This is a genomic window from Thalassotalea agariperforans (assembly GCF_053470345.1).
On sequence record NZ_JBQMWH010000005.1, the window covers coordinates 221,458 to 246,123 of the forward strand.

The 24,666-nt window shown below is 38.3% G+C and carries 22 protein-coding genes; 9 read left to right on the plus strand and 13 right to left on the minus strand.

All coding sequences use genetic code 11. The annotated features are described in order from the left end of the window. Nucleotides 1–55 precede the first annotated feature (55 nt). The gene (locus ACSLUO_RS09645) at nucleotides 56–2,473 is read right to left on the minus strand and encodes a VolA/Pla-1 family phospholipase (protein ID WP_448248313.1); all 2,418 of its coding nucleotides are present in this window, start codon (nucleotides 2,471–2,473) and stop codon (nucleotides 56–58) included. A gap of 314 nt (nucleotides 2,474–2,787) precedes the next feature. Here ACSLUO_RS09645 and ACSLUO_RS09650 point away from each other — a divergent pair, with 314 nt between their 5' ends. Next, the gene (locus ACSLUO_RS09650) at nucleotides 2,788–3,525 is read left to right on the plus strand and encodes a YciK family oxidoreductase (RefSeq protein ID WP_448248314.1); all 738 of its coding nucleotides are present in this window, start codon (nucleotides 2,788–2,790) and stop codon (nucleotides 3,523–3,525) included. A gap of 96 nt (nucleotides 3,526–3,621) precedes the next feature. Here the strand turns inward: ACSLUO_RS09650 and fadD are convergent, their stop codons facing one another. The 8 genes from fadD to ACSLUO_RS09690 form a co-directional block, all read right to left on the minus strand. Then, a complete protein-coding gene (gene fadD, locus ACSLUO_RS09655) occupies nucleotides 3,622–5,277 on the minus strand; it encodes a long-chain-fatty-acid--CoA ligase FadD (protein WP_448248315.1) in 1,656 nt (551 codons plus the stop codon). Between the two features lie 51 nt (nucleotides 5,278–5,328). After that, a complete protein-coding gene (locus ACSLUO_RS09660; protein WP_448248316.1) occupies nucleotides 5,329–6,201 on the minus strand; it encodes an alpha/beta fold hydrolase in 873 nt (290 codons plus the stop codon). Nucleotides 6,202–6,210: 9 nt separating this feature from the next. Continuing rightward, nucleotides 6,211–6,786 (minus strand): Slp family lipoprotein, encoded by a 576-nt coding sequence (locus ACSLUO_RS09665; RefSeq protein WP_448248317.1) that lies wholly within the window; start codon nucleotides 6,784–6,786, stop codon nucleotides 6,211–6,213. Beyond that, nucleotides 6,783–7,463 carry a M50 family metallopeptidase gene (locus tag ACSLUO_RS09670; RefSeq protein ID WP_448248318.1) on the minus strand — a complete coding sequence of 227 codons (681 nt, stop codon included), beginning with the start codon at nucleotides 7,461–7,463 and terminating at the stop codon, nucleotides 6,783–6,785. Before ACSLUO_RS09670 ends, ACSLUO_RS09665 begins: the two co-directional genes overlap by 4 nt. Then, complete coding sequence (locus ACSLUO_RS09675; RefSeq protein ID WP_448248319.1) at nucleotides 7,444–7,818, minus strand: hypothetical protein; 375 nt, start codon at nucleotides 7,816–7,818, stop codon at nucleotides 7,444–7,446. Before ACSLUO_RS09675 ends, ACSLUO_RS09670 begins: the two co-directional genes overlap by 20 nt. 74 nt (nucleotides 7,819–7,892) lie before the next feature. Next, on the minus strand, nucleotides 7,893–8,603 hold the full coding sequence (gene tsaB / locus ACSLUO_RS09680) for a tRNA (adenosine(37)-N6)-threonylcarbamoyltransferase complex dimerization subunit type 1 TsaB (protein ID WP_448248320.1): 711 nt from the start codon (nucleotides 8,601–8,603) through the stop codon (nucleotides 7,893–7,895). A gap of 15 nt (nucleotides 8,604–8,618) precedes the next feature. Continuing rightward, on the minus strand, nucleotides 8,619–10,538 hold the full coding sequence (gene yoaA, locus ACSLUO_RS09685; protein WP_448248321.1) for a DNA repair helicase YoaA: 1,920 nt from the start codon (nucleotides 10,536–10,538) through the stop codon (nucleotides 8,619–8,621). Between the two features lie 178 nt (nucleotides 10,539–10,716). Further along, nucleotides 10,717–11,055 carry a hypothetical protein gene (locus ACSLUO_RS09690; protein ID WP_448248322.1) on the minus strand — a complete coding sequence of 113 codons (339 nt, stop codon included), beginning with the start codon at nucleotides 11,053–11,055 and terminating at the stop codon, nucleotides 10,717–10,719. Nucleotides 11,056–11,516: 461 nt separating this feature from the next. Between ACSLUO_RS09690 and hisG the strand changes: the two genes are divergently transcribed. The 6 genes from hisG to hisA all read left to right on the plus strand — a co-directional run bounded on the left by hisG (nucleotide 11,517) and on the right by hisA (nucleotide 17,472). Further along, complete coding sequence (gene hisG, locus ACSLUO_RS09695) at nucleotides 11,517–12,416, plus strand: ATP phosphoribosyltransferase (protein ID WP_448248323.1); 900 nt, start codon at nucleotides 11,517–11,519, stop codon at nucleotides 12,414–12,416. A gap of 118 nt (nucleotides 12,417–12,534) precedes the next feature. Then, complete coding sequence (gene hisD, locus ACSLUO_RS09700) at nucleotides 12,535–13,845, plus strand: histidinol dehydrogenase (RefSeq protein WP_448248324.1); 1,311 nt, start codon at nucleotides 12,535–12,537, stop codon at nucleotides 13,843–13,845. Between the two features lie 58 nt (nucleotides 13,846–13,903). Next, nucleotides 13,904–14,992 (plus strand): histidinol-phosphate transaminase, encoded by a 1,089-nt coding sequence (gene hisC, locus ACSLUO_RS09705; protein ID WP_448248325.1) that lies wholly within the window; start codon nucleotides 13,904–13,906, stop codon nucleotides 14,990–14,992. Nucleotides 14,993–15,013: 21 nt separating this feature from the next. Continuing rightward, nucleotides 15,014–16,084, plus strand: a complete 1,071-nt coding sequence (gene hisB / locus ACSLUO_RS09710; RefSeq protein ID WP_448248326.1) for a bifunctional histidinol-phosphatase/imidazoleglycerol-phosphate dehydratase HisB — start codon at nucleotides 15,014–15,016, stop codon at nucleotides 16,082–16,084. A gap of 2 nt (nucleotides 16,085–16,086) precedes the next feature. Then, on the plus strand, nucleotides 16,087–16,707 hold the full coding sequence (gene hisH, locus ACSLUO_RS09715; protein ID WP_448248327.1) for an imidazole glycerol phosphate synthase subunit HisH: 621 nt from the start codon (nucleotides 16,087–16,089) through the stop codon (nucleotides 16,705–16,707). Nucleotides 16,708–16,734: 27 nt separating this feature from the next. Beyond that, entirely contained in the window at nucleotides 16,735–17,472 is a 738-nt protein-coding gene (gene hisA / locus ACSLUO_RS09720) for a 1-(5-phosphoribosyl)-5-[(5-phosphoribosylamino)methylideneamino]imidazole-4-carboxamide isomerase (protein WP_448248328.1), read from the plus strand. Between the two features lie 138 nt (nucleotides 17,473–17,610). Here hisA and ACSLUO_RS09725 read toward each other — a convergent pair whose 3' ends face one another. From ACSLUO_RS09725 to ACSLUO_RS09740, 4 genes are read right to left on the minus strand one after another with little or no spacing between them, the layout of a single operon-like run. Further along, nucleotides 17,611–19,767, minus strand: coding sequence for an EAL domain-containing protein (locus ACSLUO_RS09725; protein WP_448248329.1), 2,157 nt, complete (start codon nucleotides 19,765–19,767; stop codon nucleotides 17,611–17,613). Nucleotides 19,768–19,796: 29 nt separating this feature from the next. Further along, entirely contained in the window at nucleotides 19,797–20,285 is a 489-nt protein-coding gene (locus tag ACSLUO_RS09730) for a Rab family GTPase (protein ID WP_448248330.1), read from the minus strand. A 22-nt stretch (nucleotides 20,286–20,307) separates the two neighbouring features. Further along, nucleotides 20,308–22,104, minus strand: coding sequence for an OmpA family protein (locus ACSLUO_RS09735; RefSeq protein WP_448248331.1), 1,797 nt, complete (start codon nucleotides 22,102–22,104; stop codon nucleotides 20,308–20,310). Further along, entirely contained in the window at nucleotides 22,104–22,628 is a 525-nt protein-coding gene (locus ACSLUO_RS09740) for a hypothetical protein (RefSeq protein WP_448248332.1), read from the minus strand. Before ACSLUO_RS09740 ends, ACSLUO_RS09735 begins: the two co-directional genes overlap by 1 nt. Nucleotides 22,629–23,175: 547 nt before the next feature. Here ACSLUO_RS09740 and hisF point away from each other — a divergent pair. Both hisF and hisIE read left to right on the plus strand, forming a co-directional pair. Continuing rightward, entirely contained in the window at nucleotides 23,176–23,970 is a 795-nt protein-coding gene (gene hisF / locus ACSLUO_RS09745) for an imidazole glycerol phosphate synthase subunit HisF (RefSeq protein ID WP_448248333.1), read from the plus strand. Then, entirely contained in the window at nucleotides 23,961–24,581 is a 621-nt protein-coding gene (gene hisIE, locus ACSLUO_RS09750) for a bifunctional phosphoribosyl-AMP cyclohydrolase/phosphoribosyl-ATP diphosphatase HisIE (protein ID WP_448248334.1), read from the plus strand. The genes hisF and hisIE overlap by 10 nt, the downstream gene beginning before the upstream one ends. Nucleotides 24,582–24,666 lie beyond the last annotated feature (85 nt).

Genomic DNA, 24,666 nt, shown 5'->3' on the forward strand with positions numbered 1-24,666 from the left:
AAAAAAGCCCTCAGTTGTTGAGGGCTCTTTACTATCACACTATAGCTAGCTGTACTTACTGGACAACAGCACTGTCAGTAACTTTAATTTGTTGTCCACCACTAAGGACAAATACTGCTGCTTGCGATTGCATTTCTTGTGTTGCTCTCGCACTTAAAGCCGCATCAGGCGAACTTGTTTGCGCGCTTGGCGATAAGATCGAACTATGATGACCATTTAAAAATCTGACCGCACCTGAGCCCGTTGATGTTTCACTAACGCTTGGTAATGCTAACAAGGCTATCGCCGCTTCCGTACCCGCAAGTGGTGACGTTGAAACAAAATTAGGAATAACTTGATCCGATAAGTTACTGCCGCCATCACCAACCACTTCAATTAAATGTAAGGGTGTTTCTGTACCCGCTAACATAGGAGCATAATTTACCGGATCACCAGCATCAATAATTGATTGCGCGGCAAAAGTAAAACTAGCAAAGTTTGTTTGTAAACTTGCGATTTGCTCTTCAGTTAAAGCAGCTAAAAATTGTTGATAAACACCAACCAATTCAGCTTCTGAATAATCAGCTTGTGGATATAAAGAGGCAACTAATGCCTGAAAATCACTGGATAAATTTAACGTTAAGTTAGCTTTAATTAAATTTCCAAAAGCTGGAGATTCCATTAAGAAGTTAGCCACACCAACACCTGGCATCGCAAAACTGCCTGATTGAATCGCAAATAATGTATCTAGTGCATCAGAGGCATCAACCCCTGCATTTAATTCCTGATTAGCTAACGCCAGCGTATTTATACCGGAGATAGCACCAAGTGAATGACCAATAAAACTAACATTCGTGCCATCTATATCAGCACCAACAACCGCGTTTAATGACAAACGTAAGCCAAGTGTATCAATGCTACTTTGACGTAAATTATCCCGTGTAGTTAATAAACTCGCTAAGTTCATATAATGTGTCGCCGAGACAGTAGAAGCATTAATATCATCCGTACCATCATTATCAATATCAAAACCACGTGAACCATGTAATGGATGATCTATTGCCACCGTGGCATAACCAAAAGCAGATAAAATCCCCGTAATCGCTAACATATCTTCTTTTTTAGAGGTAATACCGTGTTGTAAAATCACCACTGGCCAACCATTATCAGGAGCCGAGCTTAACGCCGGTAAACCATAACTAGCGCGCACGGCATCCGTTGTTGGTGAAATATCAGGAATTGTCATCTGAACATCAATCACCCCAGGGTGATTAATATAAGGAATATCACTCGCCGCTCTTGCTCGTGGGATAGGATTAAATTTAGTTAAATGACGGTCACTATCAAGTGTTACGGCTGTACTCAAATCTCGTAAACCTACGGTCATACACGCACCATCAGCGCTTGATAACGGTCCTGCTGGTAAAGTACTTGCGTCAATGGCGGATAAGGTAGCGCCTGAATCACATAATGCTTTCCACCAATCATTCACCGGTGCTTGCGGATTGCTAGAGGTTGGAATACCTAAATAATAAGGCAAGGTGACTGAACCTTGATACAAATTAGCCGTTGAATAAAGCGCTTGTAATTGCGCTGATAAAGTAATGCCTTGTAATTGCAATGCTTGAGCGACAGATAGCGTTGTATCTTGAACAACAATTGGCTCAGGTGTGCCACCTGATGCAATCGGTGCTACCAATAATTTTTTCGCTGTGGTTAAAACATCATCGACTGACTGTGTTGTCATAGCCATAGTATAAATAATACTTGCTTTATCAACACCACTGCCAGCAACCACATTTTCAAAACTATTGATGACTCCTTGCAGTTGCAATTGTGAGGCACTACCTAAAGGTTTTTCACTAATGTCTTGTTTTACTAGGGTATAAGTTGATGACGCTTCAACACTATTACCATTTGAATCAAATAATTGATCGGTTAATACCACAACATAAGTGGTTTTCGCTTTAAGTGGTTTAGTCGGCACAATAACAATATTATTGCCTTTAGCGGTACTGATAAAATCTGTTTGAAAATTAAGTTCGGCAACCACTTCACACGCAACACCTGAAGGTAATTGAGCACAAGCACCAGCAGACGTTGGCCCGCCCATTAGCACTTCAAAAATTTTCACTGAAGCAGGATTACTTACCGAGGCCGCGTCTAAGCTAACACCTACGGGTAAATCAACTGCAATAGAAAATGGGTTAATGGTTGACCAACCATCAAGGGCATTTAATGCAACTTGTGGGTCAGCATAATTGGTTGGATCATCAAGCGGTATATTTAAGGTACCATCAATGGTGCCAGAAAATAACAAGTCATTCGGCACAGATAAAATGCCATTACTTGGATCAAAGGCGATTCTCGATTTAAGTACCACCCCACTATTGTTACTTTCTACAGATTTTTCAACATCGGTAAATGTTTCATCGTCACAAGCTGATAGTGTAAAAACAGCTGATACGATTATTCCTCGAATTATCGTTTTCATTTTTCACCCCGAATTAACCATTATTATTATATTTTTAGTTAATAATAATTAATTTAAAACACAACAAGTGGACAGACCTCCACTGGTCACATGAGTTAAACTTACCTGATGATTTGTTAACTTGCCAGTAATTTATAAAAAAATTATCAGAATAAATTCGTTAATTCATTAACTCGTCACAAAAGTATGATTTACAAAAAACAACATCACTTGGCTAAAATACCGCCAGTTATTGACTTTATACGAACTTTTACTCGCCAGTGAGATCCCCAATAGAGTAGAATTAGCCGATAAGTTTCTCAAAAGTCATCAATATGTTTGAATATACAATTTCTGAAAATTGCCTAAATAATAAAGTTATTTTAGTAACCGGTGCTGGTGATGGCATTGGTAAACAAGCCGCGCTTACTTATGCAAAACTCGGTGCAACCGTTATTTTGTTAGGTAAAACCGTTGCTAAATTAGAATCGGTATATGATGAAATTATTGCAAATGGCTCCCCTGAGCCGGCCATCGTCCCATTAGATTTAAAAGGGGCAACTAAACAGCACTATATTGATATGACAGCAACCATTATTAACCAATTTGGTAAATTAGACGGTGCTTTGTTAAATGCTTCAGTGTTAGGTGAATTAACACCATTTACACAAATTCATCAACAAATTTGGGATGATGTTATGCAAGTTAACGCTAATGCTCAATTTTTATTAGCGCAAGCACTTGTTCCAGCAATGCAAAAAAATGATCATGCCTCACTCATTTTTACCACCTCTGGTGTTGGTAATAAAGGTAAAGCTTTTTGGGGCGCTTATAGTGTTTCCAAATTTGCTACCGAAGGCTTAATGCAAATTATTGCCGATGAATACAGTAATACCTCATTACGAACTAATGCTATTAATCCTGGTGCTACCGCAACAGCAATGCGCGGTGTGGCATATCCGGGTGAAGATCAAAAAACCTTAGCAACCGCAGAAGAAATCATGCCGCTATATGTTTATTTAATGTCTGATGACAGTATCGGTACTAATGGCCAACGATTAAACGCACAATAAAAAACTTTGGTGCGCAAACCAACAAAAAACCCGCATCAGTTTAACTGATGCGGGTTTTTTTAGCCTTTTAGCCTTTTAGCCTTTTAGCCTTTTAAGCTAACGTAATTCTCTGCGTAAAATTTTACCAACGTTACTCTTAGGTAACTCATCTTTAAACTCAACAATTTTAGGCACTTTATAATTAGTTAGGTTTGCTTGGCAATGTTTAATAATGTCAATTTCAGACAAACTCGGATCTTTTTTAACAATAAAAACTTTCACGGTTTCGCCACAAACATCGTTAGGAATACCAATAGCTGCCACTTCCAAAACACCTGAGTGCATAGCAACTACATCTTCAATTTCATTAGGGTAAACATTAAAGCCAGACACAATAATCATGTCTTTTTTCCGGTCAACAATACGGAAAAAACCTTGTTCATCAACCGTTGCAACATCACCAGTGGCAAACCAACCGTCTTTGAGCACTTCATCCGTTGCTTCAACACGATTATAATAACCTTTCATCACTTGTGGCCCTTTCACCCACATTTCACCAGGTTCATTAAAGCCGGCTTCATTACCTTCGTCATTAATAATTTTAATATCCGTTGAGGGGGCTGGCACACCAATTGTGCCATTAAAGCTTTGTTGGTTGTAAGGGCTCATACATACTAGTGGTGCACACTCAGTTAAACCATAACCTTCTAACAAGCGAGTGTCGGTTACCTTTTGCCATTCTTCGGCAACAGCTTTTTGCACAGCCATACCACCACCAAGTGACAATTTTAAATGCTTAAAGTTTAAGTTTGAAAAGCCAACGGTATTTAACAAACCGTTATATAATGTGTTTACACCGGTAATGGCAGTAAAGGGATATTTTGCTAATTCTTTAACAAAATTTGGCATATCACGCGGATTAGTAATTAATAAATTCGTACCGCCTATTGTCATAAACATTAAGCAATTCGCCGTTAACGCAAAAATATGATAAAGCGGCAGCGCCGTTACCACCAATTCTTCACCTTCGTTGAGGATGTTTTTTAACATGCCTTTTGCTTGTTCAAGATTTGCGACCATATTTCTATGGGTTAACATGGCTCCTTTCGAAACCCCCGTGGTACCGCCGGTATATTGTAAAAAAGCTAAATCATCACCGGTTAATAACACTGGCGTATAAGGCAAGGCACTGCCCTTGCTTAAAACCGCATTAAATCGAACGGTATTTTTTAGCGAAAAAGAAGGTACTAATTTTTTCACATATTTCACCACCGTATTCACGACAAGGCTTTTCGGAAAGCCTAAACGATCACCTAACGAGGTTAAAATAATATGCTCAACCGGTGTATTCGCTAGCACTTTTTCTAGCGTATGGGCAAAATTTTCAATGATCAGCATCGCTTTTGCACCAGAGTCTTTCAACTGATGCTCAAGTTCACGCGCAGTATAAAGTGGATTAACGTTCACAACCGTTAATCCCGCTAATAAAGCGCCAAATAAAGCAATAGGGTACTGCAAAGTATTTGGTACCATAATGGCAAATTTATCGCCTTTAACTAAACCAAGTTCTTGTTGCAGGTATGCGGCAAACGCTTGCGCTTGTTGTTCTAATTCTTGATATGAGATTTCGGCTCCCATATTGATATAAGCGGTTCTTGACGCATAAACTTTGACATATTTATTAAACATATCAGTTAATGAGGAATATTTATCCGCATTAATTTCAGCTGGAATACCAGGTGGGTAGCTTTTTTCTAGCCAGATTTTTTCCACAATTTTCTCCCCAATTTAGCTTTTTACACAGTCCATATTATTTTAATAGTATCAGTACTTTGAGATTGAGCCATCAGATAACAAAAAATTTCTTAAAAAATCTTCTATTAAGTGAGCAACTTGCTCTGGTTCTTCCATATGAACATGATGTCCTCCGACCAGATGATGACATGACATATCTTGAAATAAAGGTTGATAAATAGCAATAGCGGGTTTAACAAAGTTTGCACCACTGTTGCCATATATTAATAAACAACGGCAGCGAATATGCTTGACCAGCTCAATGGCTTGCGCTTCAGAGAACCGATAGGGAGATACTAATTGTAACTTACGATCATAACGCCAGCTAAAACCATGCTCACTTTCTTGCAAGCTACGTTGTACTATGCGTTTCGCATTATCATAAGTTAAATCACTTACTTTTATCCGCGCCTGTACGGCAGAATCGAGCGTTTCGTGATATTTTTTATTGCGATAAGGTAGTTTTGCCCGATTTAAAAGCCCCTCACGTAGCTGCTGACAGGTATCCGAAACCGGTGTAGTGATAAAGCCGATAGAGTCAATTAAAGTTAACGATTTAACACGCTCTGGCAAAGCAGCAGCAAAAGCGCTGGCAATCATAGCCCCCATGGAATGGGCGACAATATCAAGTGCCTGCCATTGCTGCTGTTCAAACAAGGCATGCAAATCACTTAGCCAATCAACAAAATGATAATAGGCATCTGCGCTGCGATGATCTGAATGACCATGGCCGGCCAGATCAATGGCAATCACATGATATTTACTTAAATATTGACTGAGCGGCTCAAATGAAGCCGCATTATCTAACCAACCATGTAGGCATAATAATACCGGCGCTTTTTCATTACCATTTGATAAGCCATGTAGCGTTAAATGCGGTAATTGAAACGTAATGGGCTGCATTAACAATGCCTATTTCGATTTTTTGCTAGCTGTAGAACTTGTCTGTTTAATGATAACCCTTGGTGGGTAGGCGTATCCACGATGATAAAACGGGTCATAAAATGGTGACATTAACGGATCTTGTCTCACCCTAACATTAACTTGCGGTGTCTCTTTCCATAAATAAATGCCTGTCGCCATTAATACCGGAAATTGATATTCCAACTCACCTATCTTGCCAGATTCAGGCGCAGCAATAACACCAACAGCGGTAACACTTTTCCCTTTTTGATAAATCACCGGATCTAACAAACCTTTATAAAAAACTTTAAAACGCCCTTGCGATTCATTCGCGGTGATCGGTTTCGCTGAATGTGTCAGTTTAAAGTTTACTACTTCAAGTACAGTATATTCTTTTTGATTTTCGACTTTCGCAATCACCCCTCCCCAACGGGCTGTTGCCGCCTGCTTGGCATTAGGATCAAGTTTAACTTCCGCATAAGACACTAATGCTTGCTCATCGGCAATTCTGACCTGCTCAGGGATCGTGCTACAAGCTGATAAAATTAACGATAAGGCTGCAGTTACTATATGACATTTTTTCATTTTGATTTTCCTAATTTATATAACACACTGACACCTAAAACAGACCAAATGATGACCCAGAAAATTTCAGGTATACCTGTTAACGATGCTAGCGCTGCACCATCACCTAAATGGCGACCATCTAATAAATGTAATGGGCTTAAAATAGCGTTTAACAGTACTAAAATACCGGTTAACTGTAATAAAATAGCGACATACTGATTATTTAATTTAATTTTTAAATAAAACAATACCATAAGTAATAAAACAATAAAAAAAGTTAATATATCTCTCACCCAAAAAATCACACTTAACGCTAAGATAAGCAACAAAGCTTGAGCGAAAAACTTTAACCAACTTTGCCTCGCAAGTGCCATTTTATAGATAGCGCCACCCCATAGAATTGCGCCTAAATAGCCCATAAAGCTAATTAAAAACCGATTACCTCCTAAAGTGGTACACAATCCAGCACCATTGGTAAATAGCTCTATTTTAATAATACTACCGCCGGTTACTATTGCGGCAAGCCCATGACTTAATTCATGAAAATAACTTTCAAGCCAATTAAAAGGAATAGAAATTATCGGTAAACGTGAAACAACAACGGCAACAATTAATAAAATAATTAAGCGATATTGGTTAAAAAATGAAGCAGAACCGGAGGTTGGGGATGTCATATTAAGCGTATAAATCGACACCGAACAATTGCTGCACAGCCGCTTTTTTCGCTTGATTATCAACTGACTCGTATGCGGCTACCGCTGTTTGATTTTGACGGCTAGGATTATCGAAAGCAGTTGTTGATTGGTTTTGCCCTGCGTTATTCGCATTATTACTTTGCCCTGCTTGAGCATTATATTCTTGCTCAACTAAAGCTAATGCTTGTTGGTCAACATCAAAACGTTCTTCACGTGCTGGTTGTTGAACCGTCTGCTGCTGACCATTATTTTGCTCACGCTCACGCTCAACCTTACGAACAGGTTGTTGGTTATTGATACCTGAAACACCTTGTGTCAGCTGAGCAGGTATTTGATTAGACGTGGATATATTCATTCTTTAAATTTAACAAAGTTTTTAAACTAATGCCAAGTTATCATTAAATAAACTTGGCTAAATTTGTAACACTTTTATTCTCGCCCTGGCAATTTTTTCCAAGAAACCGTATCTCGTACATATACAGGTTGAGCATGTTCGGCACTAACACCTTTGCCTTGTTCAAAAGCAGCAATACCTATTTTCAACATGGCTTGCGCGGTTGGAAATAAAATTTCCGGCGATTCTGTTTGTTTTTTTAAAGGTGATAATGCAGGGGCATAAGCATCCCAGCCCGTACCAACAACAAAACTTGGCAACAAAAATTGCTGATAATGTGCGGCTAATAATTCAGGCTTCAATACCGCTTCTTCAATTTGAGGTTGCATAATGCCATGCTCATCAGCTACATAATAACCGGTGTAAACTTCTGACATGCGTGCATCTATCGCTGCTAACACCTGAGTTTGTTGTTGCTCATCAAATGCTATTTGCGCCATGGCTTGTAAAGTTGAAACGCCAACCACAGGAATTTCAGCTGAAAACGCTAAACCTTGTGCTACACCAATGCCAATTCTAACTCCTGTGAAACTGCCCGGACCTTGACCATAAATTAAAGCATCTAAGTCTTGCACTTTACAGCCAGCTTCTTTTAATACGTCATCAACCATAGGCAACAATTGTAAGCTATGCGATTGTGGACATAATTCATAACGACTAAATAATTGCGCTTTGTTTTCTGTGTCGCTGATCAATAAGGCAACGGAACAAGCTTCGGTAGAAGCGTCAATAGCTAGGTATTTCACTAATTTATTCTCAATCTATTTGTTGTTAATGTATTCTAATAATGCCGTAGCTTTAGGTAAATCACGGCTACGGTACATAGGTGGTAAACTTTTTAAAAACACTTGGCCATAGGGACGATTAACTAATCTATCATCACAAATGGCTAATACACCGCGATCTTTAACATCACGGATCAAACGACCCACCCCTTGCTTTAATGCGATCACCGCCTGCGGTAATTGAATTTGCGCAAAAGGATCACCGTTTTGTCGTTTTACATCTTCACTTCGTGCTTGTAACAAGGGATCATCCGGTGAAGCAAATGGTAACTTGTCAATAATAACACAAGTTAGCTTGTCACCTCTAACATCAACACCTTCCCAAAAACTGGCAGTAGCTAATAATACTGCTTGCTCTTGCTTAACAAATTCTTCTAATAACTTTCGTTTTCCCATTGTGCCTTGCAGCAATAAGGGATTTTCAATTTGCCCTGCCAATAACTCCGCGACCATATTCATCATGCGATAACTGGTGAACAGTAAAAAACAAGCGCCTTTGCTCGCTTTAATTAACGGCACTGCTAGCTCAACTAAGGCTTTTGGTCGATCAGGGTGATTGGCAGCAGGTAAATAGCGTGGAATAAAAAGTTGCGATTGATTAACATAATCAAATGGGCTTTCTAGTAACAATTGGGCTGCGTTAGCAATGCCAAGTTGTTTAGCAAAATGCTCAAAGCCACCATCAACCGCCAATGTTGCAGAGGTAAAGATCCAGCCTGCATGAGAATCATCAACATAAGCTTTAAATTTATCGGCAACACTTAACGGAGTTTGATGTAACACCACATGCCTTGGCGTGGTTTCATACCAAAAACTGATACCAAACGTTTGCGTTTGCTCCATGATGGCGTATTTAGTTAATAGCTCTGAAGCGCGTTCAAAACAATTATCAATTTCTTCATTTCGGCCAATGCACAGTTTGATCACTTGATATAAAAAATCTAAATTGGTTTTTAATGATGCAAAACATTTATTAATGGTTGGGTAACTCGATTTTTCGCGCCAATTCCCTCGCTCTGGATCATGGGAAAATAATAACCGAAATTCATGGGCATTTTTATCGAGCTTTTCAGCGGCTAAACCTAACTGCTTAACATCGGTTAATTTGGTTCGATAAAGTTGAGCAACATCGCTACATAAATCCACCAACTGACGGGTAGAAAAACTTTCACCAAAATATTCACTGGCGATATCGGGAATTTGATGCGCTTCATCAAAAATAACCACTTCCGATTTAGGAATAAGTTCACCGAAGCCGGTATCTTTTAATGCCATATCAGCAAAAAACAAATGATGGTTAACCACCACTAAATCAGCATCAATTGCTTTTTGCCGTGCTTTTACTAAATAACAATCATCAATATGCGGGCAGTCTTTTGCTAAACAGTTATCAACCGTACTGGTAATAAACGGAAAAACTGCTGAATCTTCAGGTACATTTACTAACTCGCCAATATCGCCTGAGGTTGTGCCTGATGCCCACGTTCGAACATTAACAAAATCAGCCAAACTTTGAGAGTCAAGCTGGCCTCGGGTTTGTTGAAACAACTCTAAACGTTGTAAACATAAATAATTAGCGCGCCCTTTTAATAACGCAATTTGTACATTGGTTTTTAGCGCTTTAACGATAATCGGTAAATCTTTATGGAATAGCTGCTCTTGCAGGTTTTTTGTTCCTGTAGACACTATCACCCGCTTTTGTGAAAGTAAGGCCGGAATTAAGTAAGCAAAGGTTTTACCGGTTCCCGTTCCTGCTTCCACAATTAATGACGATTGTTCTTTGATTGCATCCGCCACTTCCAGCGCCATATCGATCTGGGCTTGCCTTGGTGAATAACCATCTATGATGTTGGCAAGAATACCGTTTTGGGAGAAAGCGTGTTCGACTGGCGACATAGCCTAATGAGCTGAAAGGAAAATTTAGCCGATTCTATGATCTCCTAGCGCAGAATGCCAAAGGTTTTCAATATTAGTTAACCTGTGATCGGGATAATAACTTTTTCTAGCTTGGTTATCGTACGAAAGCTCGCCGCTTAGATGAGATTGAGAAATAGAAGTTAGCAAGTTTCATTGATTAAACAAAAATATCGATGTGGTCATTATGATCTTCATCATCATCATTGTTTGCGTCAGCCGTTTTCTCTTGTTTTGTTTGGTCTTCTTCACGGTCGGCATCAAGCTGCTTTTTTTTAGCCTGAAAAATCTCCTGCTTGGTATATTCAAGATTTTCTTCGTCTTCATGAGGATGGGCAAGCGGATGTAAATCTGGTGATTGGGTTTCACCCGTTAGATGATCTTTCTCTTCATCAAGCGCACTAGCACTGGCGTCTTTTGATAAACTTTTCACCCGTAATTTATCAGGCTTTATTGGTACTTGCCTCACCTTAGTTAATTGTGTTGTAAAAATATCCATCGGTTATTTTCTCCTTAAGAGAAATATATCTTAAAGTCACACCTTATACATCGGCTTTAGCTTAGATTACTTTAATCACCGAAAATTCATTAATCTAGCTTTTTGGGCGAAAAACTACTTGAAATTGACTGGATTTATAAGTAAGGTTACGCCCAAAGTGATTTAGGCATTTTAAAGCCAAACCTTAACAAAATTGAACACATTATTTTTTAAAGCAATCGAGACAAGCAATGACATTAAACCTAAGCAAAATCCATCATCACCATCATACGGATTAGCCGCTCAGGTTTTTTTCGCTGAGGGGCTATGGGCCTTTCTCAGTGGTAAGCTAAACTAATATTGCAAGCCCCCGAAAGAGTCCAACTCTCTCGGGGGCTTTTTAATTTAAAGATTATTACCAAAAGTTAACAAAAAATTTAATTAACCTTTTTTAAACGACACAGATAGCAAAGGATTAACACATGACTTCAGAACCTCGCTTAAGAATTGCCATGCAAAAATCAGGGCGACTTAGTGATGACACACAGGCGTTATTTAAACGTTGTGGCCTTAAATTAAATGTTGCTGACCGCCGCCTTTTAGCGCATGTGTCGAATATGCCAATCGATATTATGCGTGTTCGTTCAAGCGACATTCCTGGCTTAATTATGGATGGCGTTTGTGACTTAGGCATTGTTGGTGACAACACGCTTGAAGAAGAAGAATTAGAACGCCAATTAATTGGTAGTAAATCAGATTACATTCGTACCACGCCATTAGATTTTGGCGGCTGTCGTTTTTCAATCGCGATGCCAGAAGAATTTGAATATACCGGCTTACAATGTTTAGACGGTTTACGTTTTGCGACTACTTACCCTCAACTATTAACCCGTTTTGCCAAAGAAAATGGCATTAACGTTGAGTTTTGTTTATTAAAAGGCTCGGTTGAAGTAGCACCTCGTGTTGGTTTAGCTGACGGTATTTGTGATTTAGTATCAACAGGTGCCACGCTTGAAGCGAATGGCTTAAAAGAAGTTGCCGAAGTATTTCGCTCGAAAGCGTCTTTAATCCAACGTGCTGATGATTTAGGTCCTGAAAAACAAGCGATATTAGATACCTTGTTACCAAGAATTCACGGCGTGATGAAAGCAAAAGAAAGCAAGTACATCATGCTACACGCACCAGTTGAAAAAGTAGCTGAAGTTAGCACGTTAATGCCAGGTACCGAAACACCAACCGTTCTACCATTAGCGGGTCGTGACGACATGGTGGCTGTACACGTGGTGGCAACAGAAACATTTTTCTGGGAAACCATGGAAAAATTAAAAGAATTAGGTTGTCACTCAATTTTAGTGATGCCTATTGAAAAAATGATGGGTTAATTCTTAACAAACCATCATAGCGTTCATTATTGAACTTTGATTGTCGACATAATGAACGCTTAACAAATACCTTAAAATAACCAAGTATTTATCGGTAAACCATTTAGTGGAAAATGATATGAAAACACCAATAATTAGCTGGCAAACCTTAAGCAAAGCTGAGCAGGCAACCGCATTGTCTCGTCCAGCTATTGCTAATAATGCCGAACTTAGTCAACAAGTTTCAGCCATTATTGAACAAGTGAAAAGCAATGGTGATCAAGCGTTACTTAATTTAACCGAAAAGTTTGACGGCATTAAACTTTCATCGTTAAAAGTATCAAACGAGCAAGTTGAACAAGCGGTTGCACGTTTATCGGAAAAACGTTTAAAAGCAATTCACACAGCACATCAAAACATTATCAAATTCCACAGCGCACAAAAATTTAACGACATCAAAGTTGAAACCACGCCAGGGGTTGTTTGTACATTAAAATCAGAAGCGATTGAAAGTGTTGGTTTGTATATTCCTGCGGGCTCTGCTCCATTACCTTCAACGGTATTAATGCTTGGCGCTCCGGCAACACTAGCAGGCTGTCAACGCGCGGTATTAGTATGCCCGCCAGATAAAAACGGCCAATTAGCAGATGAAGTTTTAGCGGCAGCTAAGGTGTGTGGTATTACAGAAATTTACACTATCGGTGGTGCACAAGCGATTGCTGCCTTAGCGTTAGGAACTGAAACCATTGCGCAAGTAAATAAAGTATTTGGTCCAGGTAATCGTTATGTTACCGAAGCCAAAAAACAACTGTCACAACTTGTACCTGGTTTTACTATCGATATGCCAGCCGGTCCATCAGAAGTATTAGTATTAGCCGACAGTAAAGCCAACCCTGCGTTTATTGCTGCCGATTTATTATCACAAGCTGAGCATGGCCCAGATAGCCAAGTTATTTTGGTAACCGACAGCCAAGCGATCATTGACGGAACACAAGCTGAACTTAGCAAACAGTTGGCTGAACTTTCACGTCAAGAAATTGCAGCACAAGCTTTAAGTCATTCACGCTTAATTTTAACCGCAGATATGGCTGAAGCCATTGTCGTATCAAATGAATATGGTCCTGAGCATTTAATTGTGCAAACTGAAAATGCTGCTAATTTAATTGGTACCTTACGCAACGCGGGTTCTATTTTTGTTGGTCGTTATACCCCTGAGTCAGCCGGTGATTACGCCAGTGGGACTAATCACGTATTACCAACTTATGGTTATTCAAAAGTGATCAGCAGCTTGTCGTTAGCTGATTTTTCTCGCCGTTATACGGTGCAAGAAATATCACCACAAGGGCTACAAAATTTAAGTGAATGTTTAATCGAATTAACCGACGCAGAAGGCTTAGATGCCCATCAGCGTGCCGTTACTATTCGTTTAGAAGAAATTAATCAAGCATAACCCAAATACTTACACGCATGTTTCGTGTATAGACAAACAGCAAGGTATAGCAGAGAACATGACAAAATCTGTGATAGAGAAAATTGCTCGCCAAGAACTTATCGACATGGTGCCGTACTTATCAGCACGTCGTTTACAAGCTGGTGGTGGTGATTTTGACAAAAAAACATGGTTAAACGCCAACGAAGCTTCAGGTTCAGGTAACTATCAGTTAGATGCTAAAAACATCAATCGCTACCCTGACTTCCAACCTGAAAGTTTAATCAATGCTTATGCAAGTTATGCGGATATAAAAGCAAGCCAATTATTGGCGACCCGTGGCGCTGACGAAGGTATTGAATTAATTATTCGTACCTTTTGTAAAGCTTACCAAGATAATATCTTAATCTGCCCTCCTACCTATGGTATGTATGCTATCAGTGCAGAAAACCACGGCGCAGGTATTGTGAAAGTGCCATTAATTAATAATGAGCTTGATGTTGATGGTATCTGCCAGCAAGTTGGCAAAGTAAACGTGGTATTTTTATGTTCACCGGGTAATCCAACCGGTAACCTGTTACCACATGCACAGATTAAAGCCGTTATTGAAGCGTTTGCAGATTCTGCCATGGTGGTAGTTGATGAAGCTTATATTGAGTTTTCACCTGAAGCAACCGCCGCTAGTTGGTTAAGCCAATATCCTAATTTAATTGTTTTGCGTACCCTTTCAAAAGCGTTTGCATTAGCGGGTTTACGTTGTGGTTTCACCATTGCCAATGATGATGTTATTCATTTAATTGCCAAAGTTATTGCTCCTTATCCTGTGCCGGCACCGATTGCTGAATTAGCAACAAACGCGTTAACCCCGCAAGGGTTATCGGTAATGCAAGCACGGGTAAAAACCACAAACCAGTTAAAAGAAGATTTTATCGCTTGGTTAAACACACAAACTTGGTGTAGCGATGTTTTTAACAGCGATGCTAACTTTGTGTTGTTTAGAACTGAACAAAAAACAGCAATTTTTGATGCTTTGATCGCTAACGATATTTTAATTCGCGATCAATCAAAGCAACAACAGCTAGACAATTGTTTACGCGTTACTATTGGCTCTGAAGCTGAATTAACGCTAGTAAAACAAACTATTACTCAAATGCTACAAAACGCGTAAAAAAGCCCAAAGGAAACTAAAATGTCTCAACAAAATATTCTTTTTATCGACCGTGACGGTACGTTAATTGAAGAACCTATCACCGACAAACAAGTTGATAGCCTAGAAAAATTAGTTTTTGAACCTATGGTGGTGCCGGTTTTGTTAAAGCTACAAAGTAAAGGCTACCGTTTAGTGATGGTATCAAACCAAGACGGCTTAGGCACGATAAGCTACCCACAAGCTGATTTTGACCTGCCTCATAACAAAATGATGGATTTCTTTTCGTCACAAGGCGTTATTTTTGACGACGTTTTATTATGCCCTCATTTTGAAGAAGACAACTGTTCATGCCGTAAGCCTAAATTAGGCATGGTGAGTGACTATTTAAAAGCTGGCAAAGTTAACTTTGCTAACTCTTACGTTATTGGTGACCGTATTACTGACATTCAGTTAGCCGAAAATATGGGGATCACCGGTATTCAATATAACCGTGAAACATTAAATTGGAACGACATTGCTGAGCAATTATTAGTTAAACCACGCAAAGCTAGTGTTACACGTACCACCAAAGAAACCGACATTAATATTTCAGTTAACTTAGACTCGCCAAGCGGTACTAAAATTGAAACGGGCTTAGGCTTTTTTGATCACATGTTAGAGCAAATATCAGCGCACGGTGGTTTTTCCCTACAAGTACATGTTGATGGTGATTACCATATTGACGAACACCACAGTGTTGAAGATACCGCACTTGCGTTAGGGCAAGCGTTAAAAGAAGCCTTAGGTGACAAACGTGGTATTGGCCGTTTTGGTTTTGTTTTACCGATGGACGAATGTCGCGCTGAATGTTCTATCGACTTATCTGGCCGTCCTTGGTTAGCTTTTGATGCTAATTTTACCGACGATCGTGTTGGTACTATGTCAACCCAAATGGTCTCACATTTTTTCCGTTCATTAGCTGATGCTATGGCGATTACCTTACATTTATCAACCACTGAAGGTAACTGCCACCACCAAGTAGAAAGTTTATTTAAAGTATTTGGCCGCGCCCTTCGTCAAGCGATTGAAGTAAAAGGCGATGTGTTACCAAGCACCAAAGGAGCTTTATAGTTATGTCGGATAAAACCTTAAACGTTATTGTTGATACTGGCTGTGCTAATTTATCGTCAGTGCAATTTGCCGTTGAACGCATTGGTTTTAAGGCGTTAATTACCGATGACATTAACTTAATAAAATCAGCTGATAAAGTGATTTTACCGGGTGTTGGTAATGCAAAACATGCCATGGCTAATATTCATCAAAAAAACTTAGCGCCAACACTGCAAGGTTTAACACAACCAGTTTTAGGTTTTTGTTTAGGTATGCAATTAATGACACAAAGCTCACACGAAGGTGATTTTACCGGTGAACTTGAAATTGTTGATTGTTTAAACCTCATTCCAACCCAAGTAAAACCATTAGAAGCTCAAGGGTTACGTTTACCACATATGGGCTGGAATACATTAACGTCAGTGATTGATCACCCAGTATTTGCCGGTATCAACAAAGGCGAATATTTTTACTTTGTTCATAGCTTTGCTGTTCCTGTTGGTGAATATACCGCAGCAACTTGTCAATATGGCAGCGAATTTTCAGCAGCGATCGCTAAAAACAACTTTATTGGATGTCAATTTCACCCTGAGCGTTCAGGTACCGCCGGCAGTACCATTATTAAAAATTTCTTGGAGATGTAAAATGAGCTATTACAGAGGCTACGCATTATGATGATCCCAGCAATTGACCTAATTGACGGTCAAGTGGTTCGCCTTTATCAAGGTGACTACGAACAAAAAACAAATTACGTATACACTGCCAAAGAACGTCAAGATTTATACGCTGCAGCCGGTGCAACTGTGATGCACTTTGTTGATTTAGACGGTGCAAAAGATTCAACTAAACGCCAATTAAGCTTATTAAAAACCTTAGTAAATCATGACACCATGACCATTCAAGTGGGTGGCGGTGTGCGTTGTAAAGAAGATGTTGAACAATTACTCGCGGTAGGTGCTGATCGTGTGGTAATTGGTTCTTTAGCGATTAAACAACCTGAATTAGTTGCCGAGTGGTTAAAAGAGTTTGGCGGTGACAAAATCGTGTTAGCGCTTGATGTAAAAATTGACGAAAACGGTAATAAAACGCTACCAACTCACGGCTGGATAAAAGACAGTGGTGTCAATTTGGAAGAGCTTTTAGAGCATTATCAAGACGCTGGTTTAAAACATGTTCTTTGCACAGATATCAGCAAAGACGGTACCTTATCAGGTTCAAATGTTGGCATGTATACTGAGCTTTGTGCACAGTACCCACAGCTTGATTGGCAAGCATCTGGTGGCATTGGTAGCTTAGATGACGTTAAAGCTCTTATTCCTACAGGCGTCAGTGGCGTAATTTTAGGTCGTTCATTACTCGAAGGTAAGTTTACCCTTGAAGAAGCGATTGCTTGTTGGCCAAAGGCATAGAAACTTAGCACTCATTGAGTTGCATTAATCTAAAAAAGCCGTTTTCCTGTCATTAGGAAAACGGCTTTTTTACAATATGGCTTAACCTAAAGTTATACCATTCCGTATGAAGAAGTGCTCACATAGAACGAATTGGCATTAATTTTTTAAACGCTCTTGTAAGTGCTCAAACGTTAGTGGTCGGCTAAAGAAATACCCCTGTGCCGAATCACAATGATGTTTACTTAAAAAGGTTTGTTGCTCTTGAGTTTCAACCCCTTCAGCAATAACCGATAAACGTAATTGATGAGCCATAGCAATAATCGCTTTAACAATGGCTTTGTCATTATTATCGGTCACTATATCTTCAATAAACGAACGATCTATTTTTAATGAGTCTATTGGTAGCTTTTTCAAATACGCTAAAGAGCTATACCCAGTACCAAAATCATCAATCGCCACCGATAAACCTAAGTCTCTTAATAAGGTCAATAATTTATACATTTCTTCAAAGTCGCTAATTAAGCTACCCTCGGTAATTTCAACCTCAAGTAAAGCAGGATTAACCTTTGCGGCAGCAACACTATTTTTAATAAAGCTTAGTAACTCATTATCTTGCACTTGTAATGGCGATAAGTTAATTGAAAACTTAATCGCTAGCCCTTGTGCCGATAATTTTTTAAGATAATTTACCGCGGCCTCAAATACCCATTTTCCTAAATCAACAATAAAACCACTTTGCTCGGCAATAGCAATAAATTCAGATGGCATCACCATGCCATAACCTGGCCTTTCCCATCGAATAAGTACTTCAGCTTTTTCAACGGTTTGAGTTTTTAAATTTAAAATGGGTTGAAATACTAAACTAAATTCATTATTAACAATGGCTTTACGTAACGCCTGTTCAAAATTAATACGTCGAGATGAGTCATCTTTCATCTTTTGTGAATAAAACTGAATGCCACTATATTGGGTAAAACTCCCATTATAAGCACTGAAATCAGCAAATTTTACTAACTCTTCCGGACTAGAACTATCGTAAGGAGAAAAAGTACCACCAACGCTAATATCAATATGATAAGCGTCTCCAGCTTGCGTATAAAAAGGCAAATGCGCTATCGAAAATAAATGCTTACCTAACAGCTTTCCTTCTTCTACACTTTCGGTATTCTGGAAAATAATCGCGAATTCATCACCACCAATACGAGCAATAAAGTCAGTACTTTTTAACAGCCCTTTACAACGTAGGCTAAATTCAACTAATAATTTATCCCCTTCTACATGACCATGAATCTCATTAATTTTTTTAAAGTTCTTAATATCAATATATAACAATAAAAATGATGCCTGGCTGGCAATATTCTGCTCTAGGTATTGCCAAAAAGCATAACGATTAGGAAGGTTAGTCAGTAGATCTTGTTGGGTTAACTTTTCATTACGTTGTAATAAGTATTTTTCACGACTAATGTCGTTAATAAACAAAATCCAATGTTTAATATTGTTGTTGCCATCTTTTGCAGGGTAAATAGCAACTTTTAACCACTTTAAACTATTGGGCGGTTTCATCCAGCACAACTCACCGCTCCAACTACTTCCCATAAGCCTTATTCTTTCGTACTCTGGCAACTGTGATTCCATCAAGTTTAAAATAATATTAACCGGACTTTGAACAAGAGAATCATGCTCATCAAGGTGATCAAATATTTTTAATACGGCAGGGTTATCAATTAATGATTTAAAATTTGCATCAACAACAATGACCCCAAAATTTGCATTTTCAATCGCTGATAAAATGGGAGAAAGTAAATCATCAATGGAGTCTGGTGTGTTTAATAGCGTTAATAAACGGTGTTGTAGGTAGTCGTACTGCTCTTGTAATTTATCATTTGCTAGCATCATTTCTCTGGCAGCTTGTAACGTATTCTGTTTATGTACAAACGCTTCCGACTGATTAATAATAATTAACAAATGTAAGTTATTATTGTTAACAGCAATGGCTTCAAGATGTAGATGCTTATTTTTATCGACATCATATTCTTCCGTCCAAAAACCTGAGGATAATTTACCTTGATTATCATTTTGCCAAAGGTTTTGCGCATCGATTAGAAAATCTTGTAGAAAAAAGCTTTCATCACTTAACGTAAAAGCTTGACCTAACTGAGCATGAGGTAATACTTTACGTAACCATTCACTCTCACCGGCAACCAAAGTTAAGCTCATTGAAGCTAAGTCTTCACAAATAAAAACAGCTTGTTTCATAGCAGCCAAAGCATCAAACGCAATATGGTGGTTAGCTTTTTTAAGACTATTACTCATAATTTATCCTTTGGTACTCAATTAAATTATTACTGGGGCACTAATAACTTAGCTAGCCCACTGAACATTTCTTCAACTTGTTCGCCTGTTTTAGCGCTCGTTTGAAAGCACAACTGAAATAATTGTTGTTGCTCGACACTATCGCTAAGTGAAAAGCTTTCTTGTAAGTCACTTTTATTCACCGCGAGTACTATTGGGCAATCAATTAAACTTTTTACTGAATTAAAGATCTCATAACCTTCCACAAATGACTGTTTTCGGGTTTTATCTACAACAATAATCACCCCCGAAGCCCCACGAAGGTAGCGAGGATTAAAAGCAGCGTATTGATCAACCCCTTCAATATCCCATAACAAAAATTGGACAGAAGTTTGCTCTAGTTGAACAACCTTTTTATCAACTTTCACCCCTAACGAAGTGAGATATTTGTCGTCAAAAATACCTGACACGAATTGCCGTACCAAACTGGTTTTTCCAACACCAGTAGCTCCCAATAAACATATTTTTTTTTGGATCATTTAACTACAGTCCCAATATTTATCATTTTTTTCCCTGTGGCTTGCTAACATCAACATAAACAATATTAAATATCACCTTACGTGTTTCAATGCTTTCACTCGCAGGAACATCAGCTAAAGTAACAGTACCAATATTTGTAGCATAAACGCCATTTTTATCTAAGCCAAGTTCAACTAATTGTTTTTTCACGTTTAATGCGCGGGCTAAACTTAATTTATCATTAATATATTGAGTGCCTTGAGTATCACTGGTACCAACAAGTACTAACGCTAGGCGAAATTCTAATGTTGCGGCTAACTGCTCTAACTGTTGATATTTAACGCTAATATCAGCAAGTGTTGTCTTTATTTCATCCGTTAACTGGCTTGAAGCAATTTCAAAGTTAACTTGCAGTAAATTAAACTCGGCAAGTGCTAGAAAAAATAATGCTTTTTGCTGCTCCTTATTAGTTTCCTGTAAGCTATCTTTAGCATAGATATACTCAATATTATCAACATCAATCGCATGCGGTGGTAAAGAAACAATGTGAGAAAGCTGTTCCATAAATACGGTTTTATCACTTAAAGCAAGCTGCCCTGAAATAACTAACTGTTTATCTTGCCAATGATAATCTAGCGTTGGATACAACTGTAAAAACTCAGTTAACCTTACATTAATTAACGCAGGATCAATTGAATAAAATAAATGCTCTGTCAGTATTAGCTCATTAGTTGCTATACCTTGTGAAGCTAGCCACTGCTTAACAGGCATGGCATTAGGGTCTCGAATAACATCTAAATGTATACGCTGATCCCAGTCAACCGTTAATGATTGAATAGCAAAGCCAGGTTCTTGATTTAACAAACGAATTTGCTGCGTTAATTGTTGGCTTTGCCACAGGCAAACTAACCAATAAACAATGCCTAAACTCATAGCCGTTAATAATAACCACGCTAACCATGGCTTTTTATGATTGTTAGTTTCTGGGGCTTTTTCTTCTGATAATAAACAATGGCGTAATTGATTATCTGCGCCATCAAAAGCGTCAACATCACCTGAAAAATTTCGAAGTTCCTCATCATATAATTGATGAATATTTTCGAGTGTTAGCTGCATTTGATCTAATAATCGGTGCGGTGAATTACCCGTAACAGCCAGTACGATCATGGCATAAGGCCCGGGCTTTATTAATAAACTGAAATTATCAGTGCGAATAGTTTGTAATTGCTCTTCATTTTCATCACGTTGCACTAAAGAATCGGCAACAAAGTCATTAATCGCAGTTAACATGGAAGAGATAAGATCAACATCAGAATGACCAAACTTATTGTGATCAACCGATTTAAGTAAAATCCCAGTTTCTCGGTGGATCAACAATATATGTTCAACTCGATAAACAAATGTTTGTGAAACCACATATTGTGCAAAAGAGACACCTGCTTGACGGGCTTTAAATCGCCATTTCAAGCCTTTAATCGTAAAACTGTTTTCTAATAATTGATTCGTTTTTTCGATAAAATCGCTCAGAAAAGCTTTTACCGACTTGCGTACTAAGCCGCCAACTAAGGGGTAAAGTGAACTGATTAATTTATCACGGCTGCCATTAACCGACGTTTCCACTGAGCGCTCAACAATCGGCTGCAAGATATTATCAATCGCTTTATCTTGTTTATTACGATCGTATATTGCTTCAGCAACAACATCTTTAACCAAGTCTCGCGATTGATGTTTTATTTGCTCAGTTACTAAGTGATAATTTTTACCTAGCAGTATTTCCCTTAGTTCACTGAGGTTTTGTTCATCAAGCGCTGCCGAGGATGATGAGTCTTTTTCTCCCATTACACGTCATCGTCTTCTAAATTTGTCGCCATGGTAGCTAATAATTTAGCCAGAGTTTTTCTATCGGTTTTCGATGAATGCAATTCAAGCGAAACTTTATCAAGCTCTTGTTTTAATGCTTCCAATTGCACGGCAAAGTTGTGTGATAATTGCTGTGATTCTTTATCGAGTTCACCATTAAGTGTTTCGATATTTTTTTCAGTTGTGGTAGCAAAAATTTCATGTTCGGAAGAAAGTGCTGCTAATTGTTTATCAAGCGTCGCACTCTTTTCATCATGTTGGTTATCTACATATTGGAGTTTTTCTTCCAACTGGGTCAAAGAATGATCAATACTACTATGCATACTTTGTAGCTTTTCAGAAAAGTCATACTTTAATGCGGATAGTCCTTGATCAAGGGAGGTTTGTAAATTCGCCAATTTTTGCTCTAGCGCATTTTGAGCTTCACCAAAGAGAATATTTCTAACTGTCGCCAACTCTTGCGATGCTGATAACGTCGTATTTATTTCCGATTCTTTCTTCATTGACTAAAATCCTTCTAATAAAGCGAACATATACACTTTTACGTTTATTTAAATATAAGTCAACAAACTTTCTAGCGCAAAAGATATTCAACTATTGTCCAATAAAAAAACTGTTGAATAATAATAAGTTTTTCTTGTAAGTCGTCATAAAACCCCAGTTAAGTTGAGATCCTAAAATACCGTTAAATAAACTTACTTTTTCACAACCGAATAGCTTTAGCGCTTACATATTTAAAACTTAGTATTTAACTAGATAGATAATGCAATTAAGCATTTTGGGTGAACCGAGGTTATATAAACAATATTACGTAAAAATGATCTCTTTGTACTGCGGAATAAACTACAAATTAATCCTGAAAAAATATATACTTCTGCTATTCATTCTGGTTCTTATTTATTGCCTATTTATCAAACAATTTACAAGTAATATTAATTGCGAATATAGCTAAAATAAATGAATAAGTACTACCCGAATAAAATCCAATGCATTAACACTATAAATAGGTAACTTTTACATGTTACAAATATCGCAATACGAGGTTAAACCATGTTAGCCAAACGCATTATTCCTTGCCTTGATGTTCGTGATGGCAAAGTCGTAAAAGGCGTAAAATTCCGTAATCATGAAATTATTGGTGATATAGTGCCATTAGCTGAGCAATACGCGCTAGCTGGTGCTGATGAATTAGTTTTTTATGATATTACAGCTAGCTCGGATGGCCGAGTAGTTGATAAAAGCTGGGTTACTCGAATTGCACAAGTTATCGATATTCCTTTTTGTGTTGCCGGGGGTATTAAAACCGAAGAAGACGCAAAACAAATTTTAAAAATGGGTGCTGACAAAATCAGTATCAATTCACCCGCCTTAATGGACCCAACGTTAATCTCTCGCCTTGCTGATCAATTTGGTCAACAATGTGTTGTTGTTGGCATTGACAGCTTTTTCAATGAAGAAACCGGTGAATATCAAGTTTACCAATTTACCGGTGATGAAACCCGGACCCAAAAAACCGCTTGGACTACTTTTGAATGGATCAAAAAAGTACAAGAACTTGGTGCTGGTGAAATTGTCTTAAACTGTATGAACCAAGATGGCGTTCGCCAAGGTTACGACATTAAGCAATTAGCCCAAGCCCGTGCCGTTTGTAATGTCCCCTTAATTGCCTCAGGCGGTGCTGGTGAAATTAGCCATTTCAGCGATGTTTTTAAGCAAGCTGATGTTGACGGCGCACTAGCGGCAAGTGTTTTTCATAAAGGTATTATTCCAATTAATACCTTAAAAGAAACTTTAAAAAACAACCAAATTGAAATCCGCCTCTGTAAGGAAGAAACATGCAAGTAACTTTAGATAATCTTGATTCATTAGCTTGGGAAAAAATGGATCACCTATTACCTGTTATCATCCAAGATGCAGCAACAGGAGCGGTATTAATGCAAGGGTTTATGAACCAAGAAGCATTAACGGCAACATTAAAAACAGAAAAAGCCACATTTTTTAGCCGCTCAAAACAGCGTTTATGGATGAAAGGTGAAAGCTCAAATAACACCTTAGATGTTAAGCAAGTATTAGCCGATTGTGATAAAGACTGTTTATTAATTGCCGCAGAACCAAACGGGCCAACGTGTCACTTAAACACAACCTCGTGTTTTCCTGAAGAACAATTAAGCCAACAAAACTTTTTAAGTTATTTAGAGCGTTTTGTTGATAAGCGCTCAAAAGATCCGATTGAAGAAAGTTATACAGCACGCTTACTTTCACGTGGCACTAACAAAGTGGCTCAAAAAGTAGGTGAAGAAGGTGTTGAAGTTGTTATTGCTGCATTAGCAGAAACAAAAGAAGACTTTTTAGGTGAATGTGCTGATTTGTTTTATCACACTCTGGTGTTATTAAAAGATCAAAACATTGCTCTTTCTGAAGTGATGGAAGTATTACAGCAACGCCATTCGAAATAACGATAGCTTTATTATTAAGCAATCAACCCGTTCAATCACTAACTTTCATAACAAATAAATGGAAGTTAATGATTGAATTTTTTTC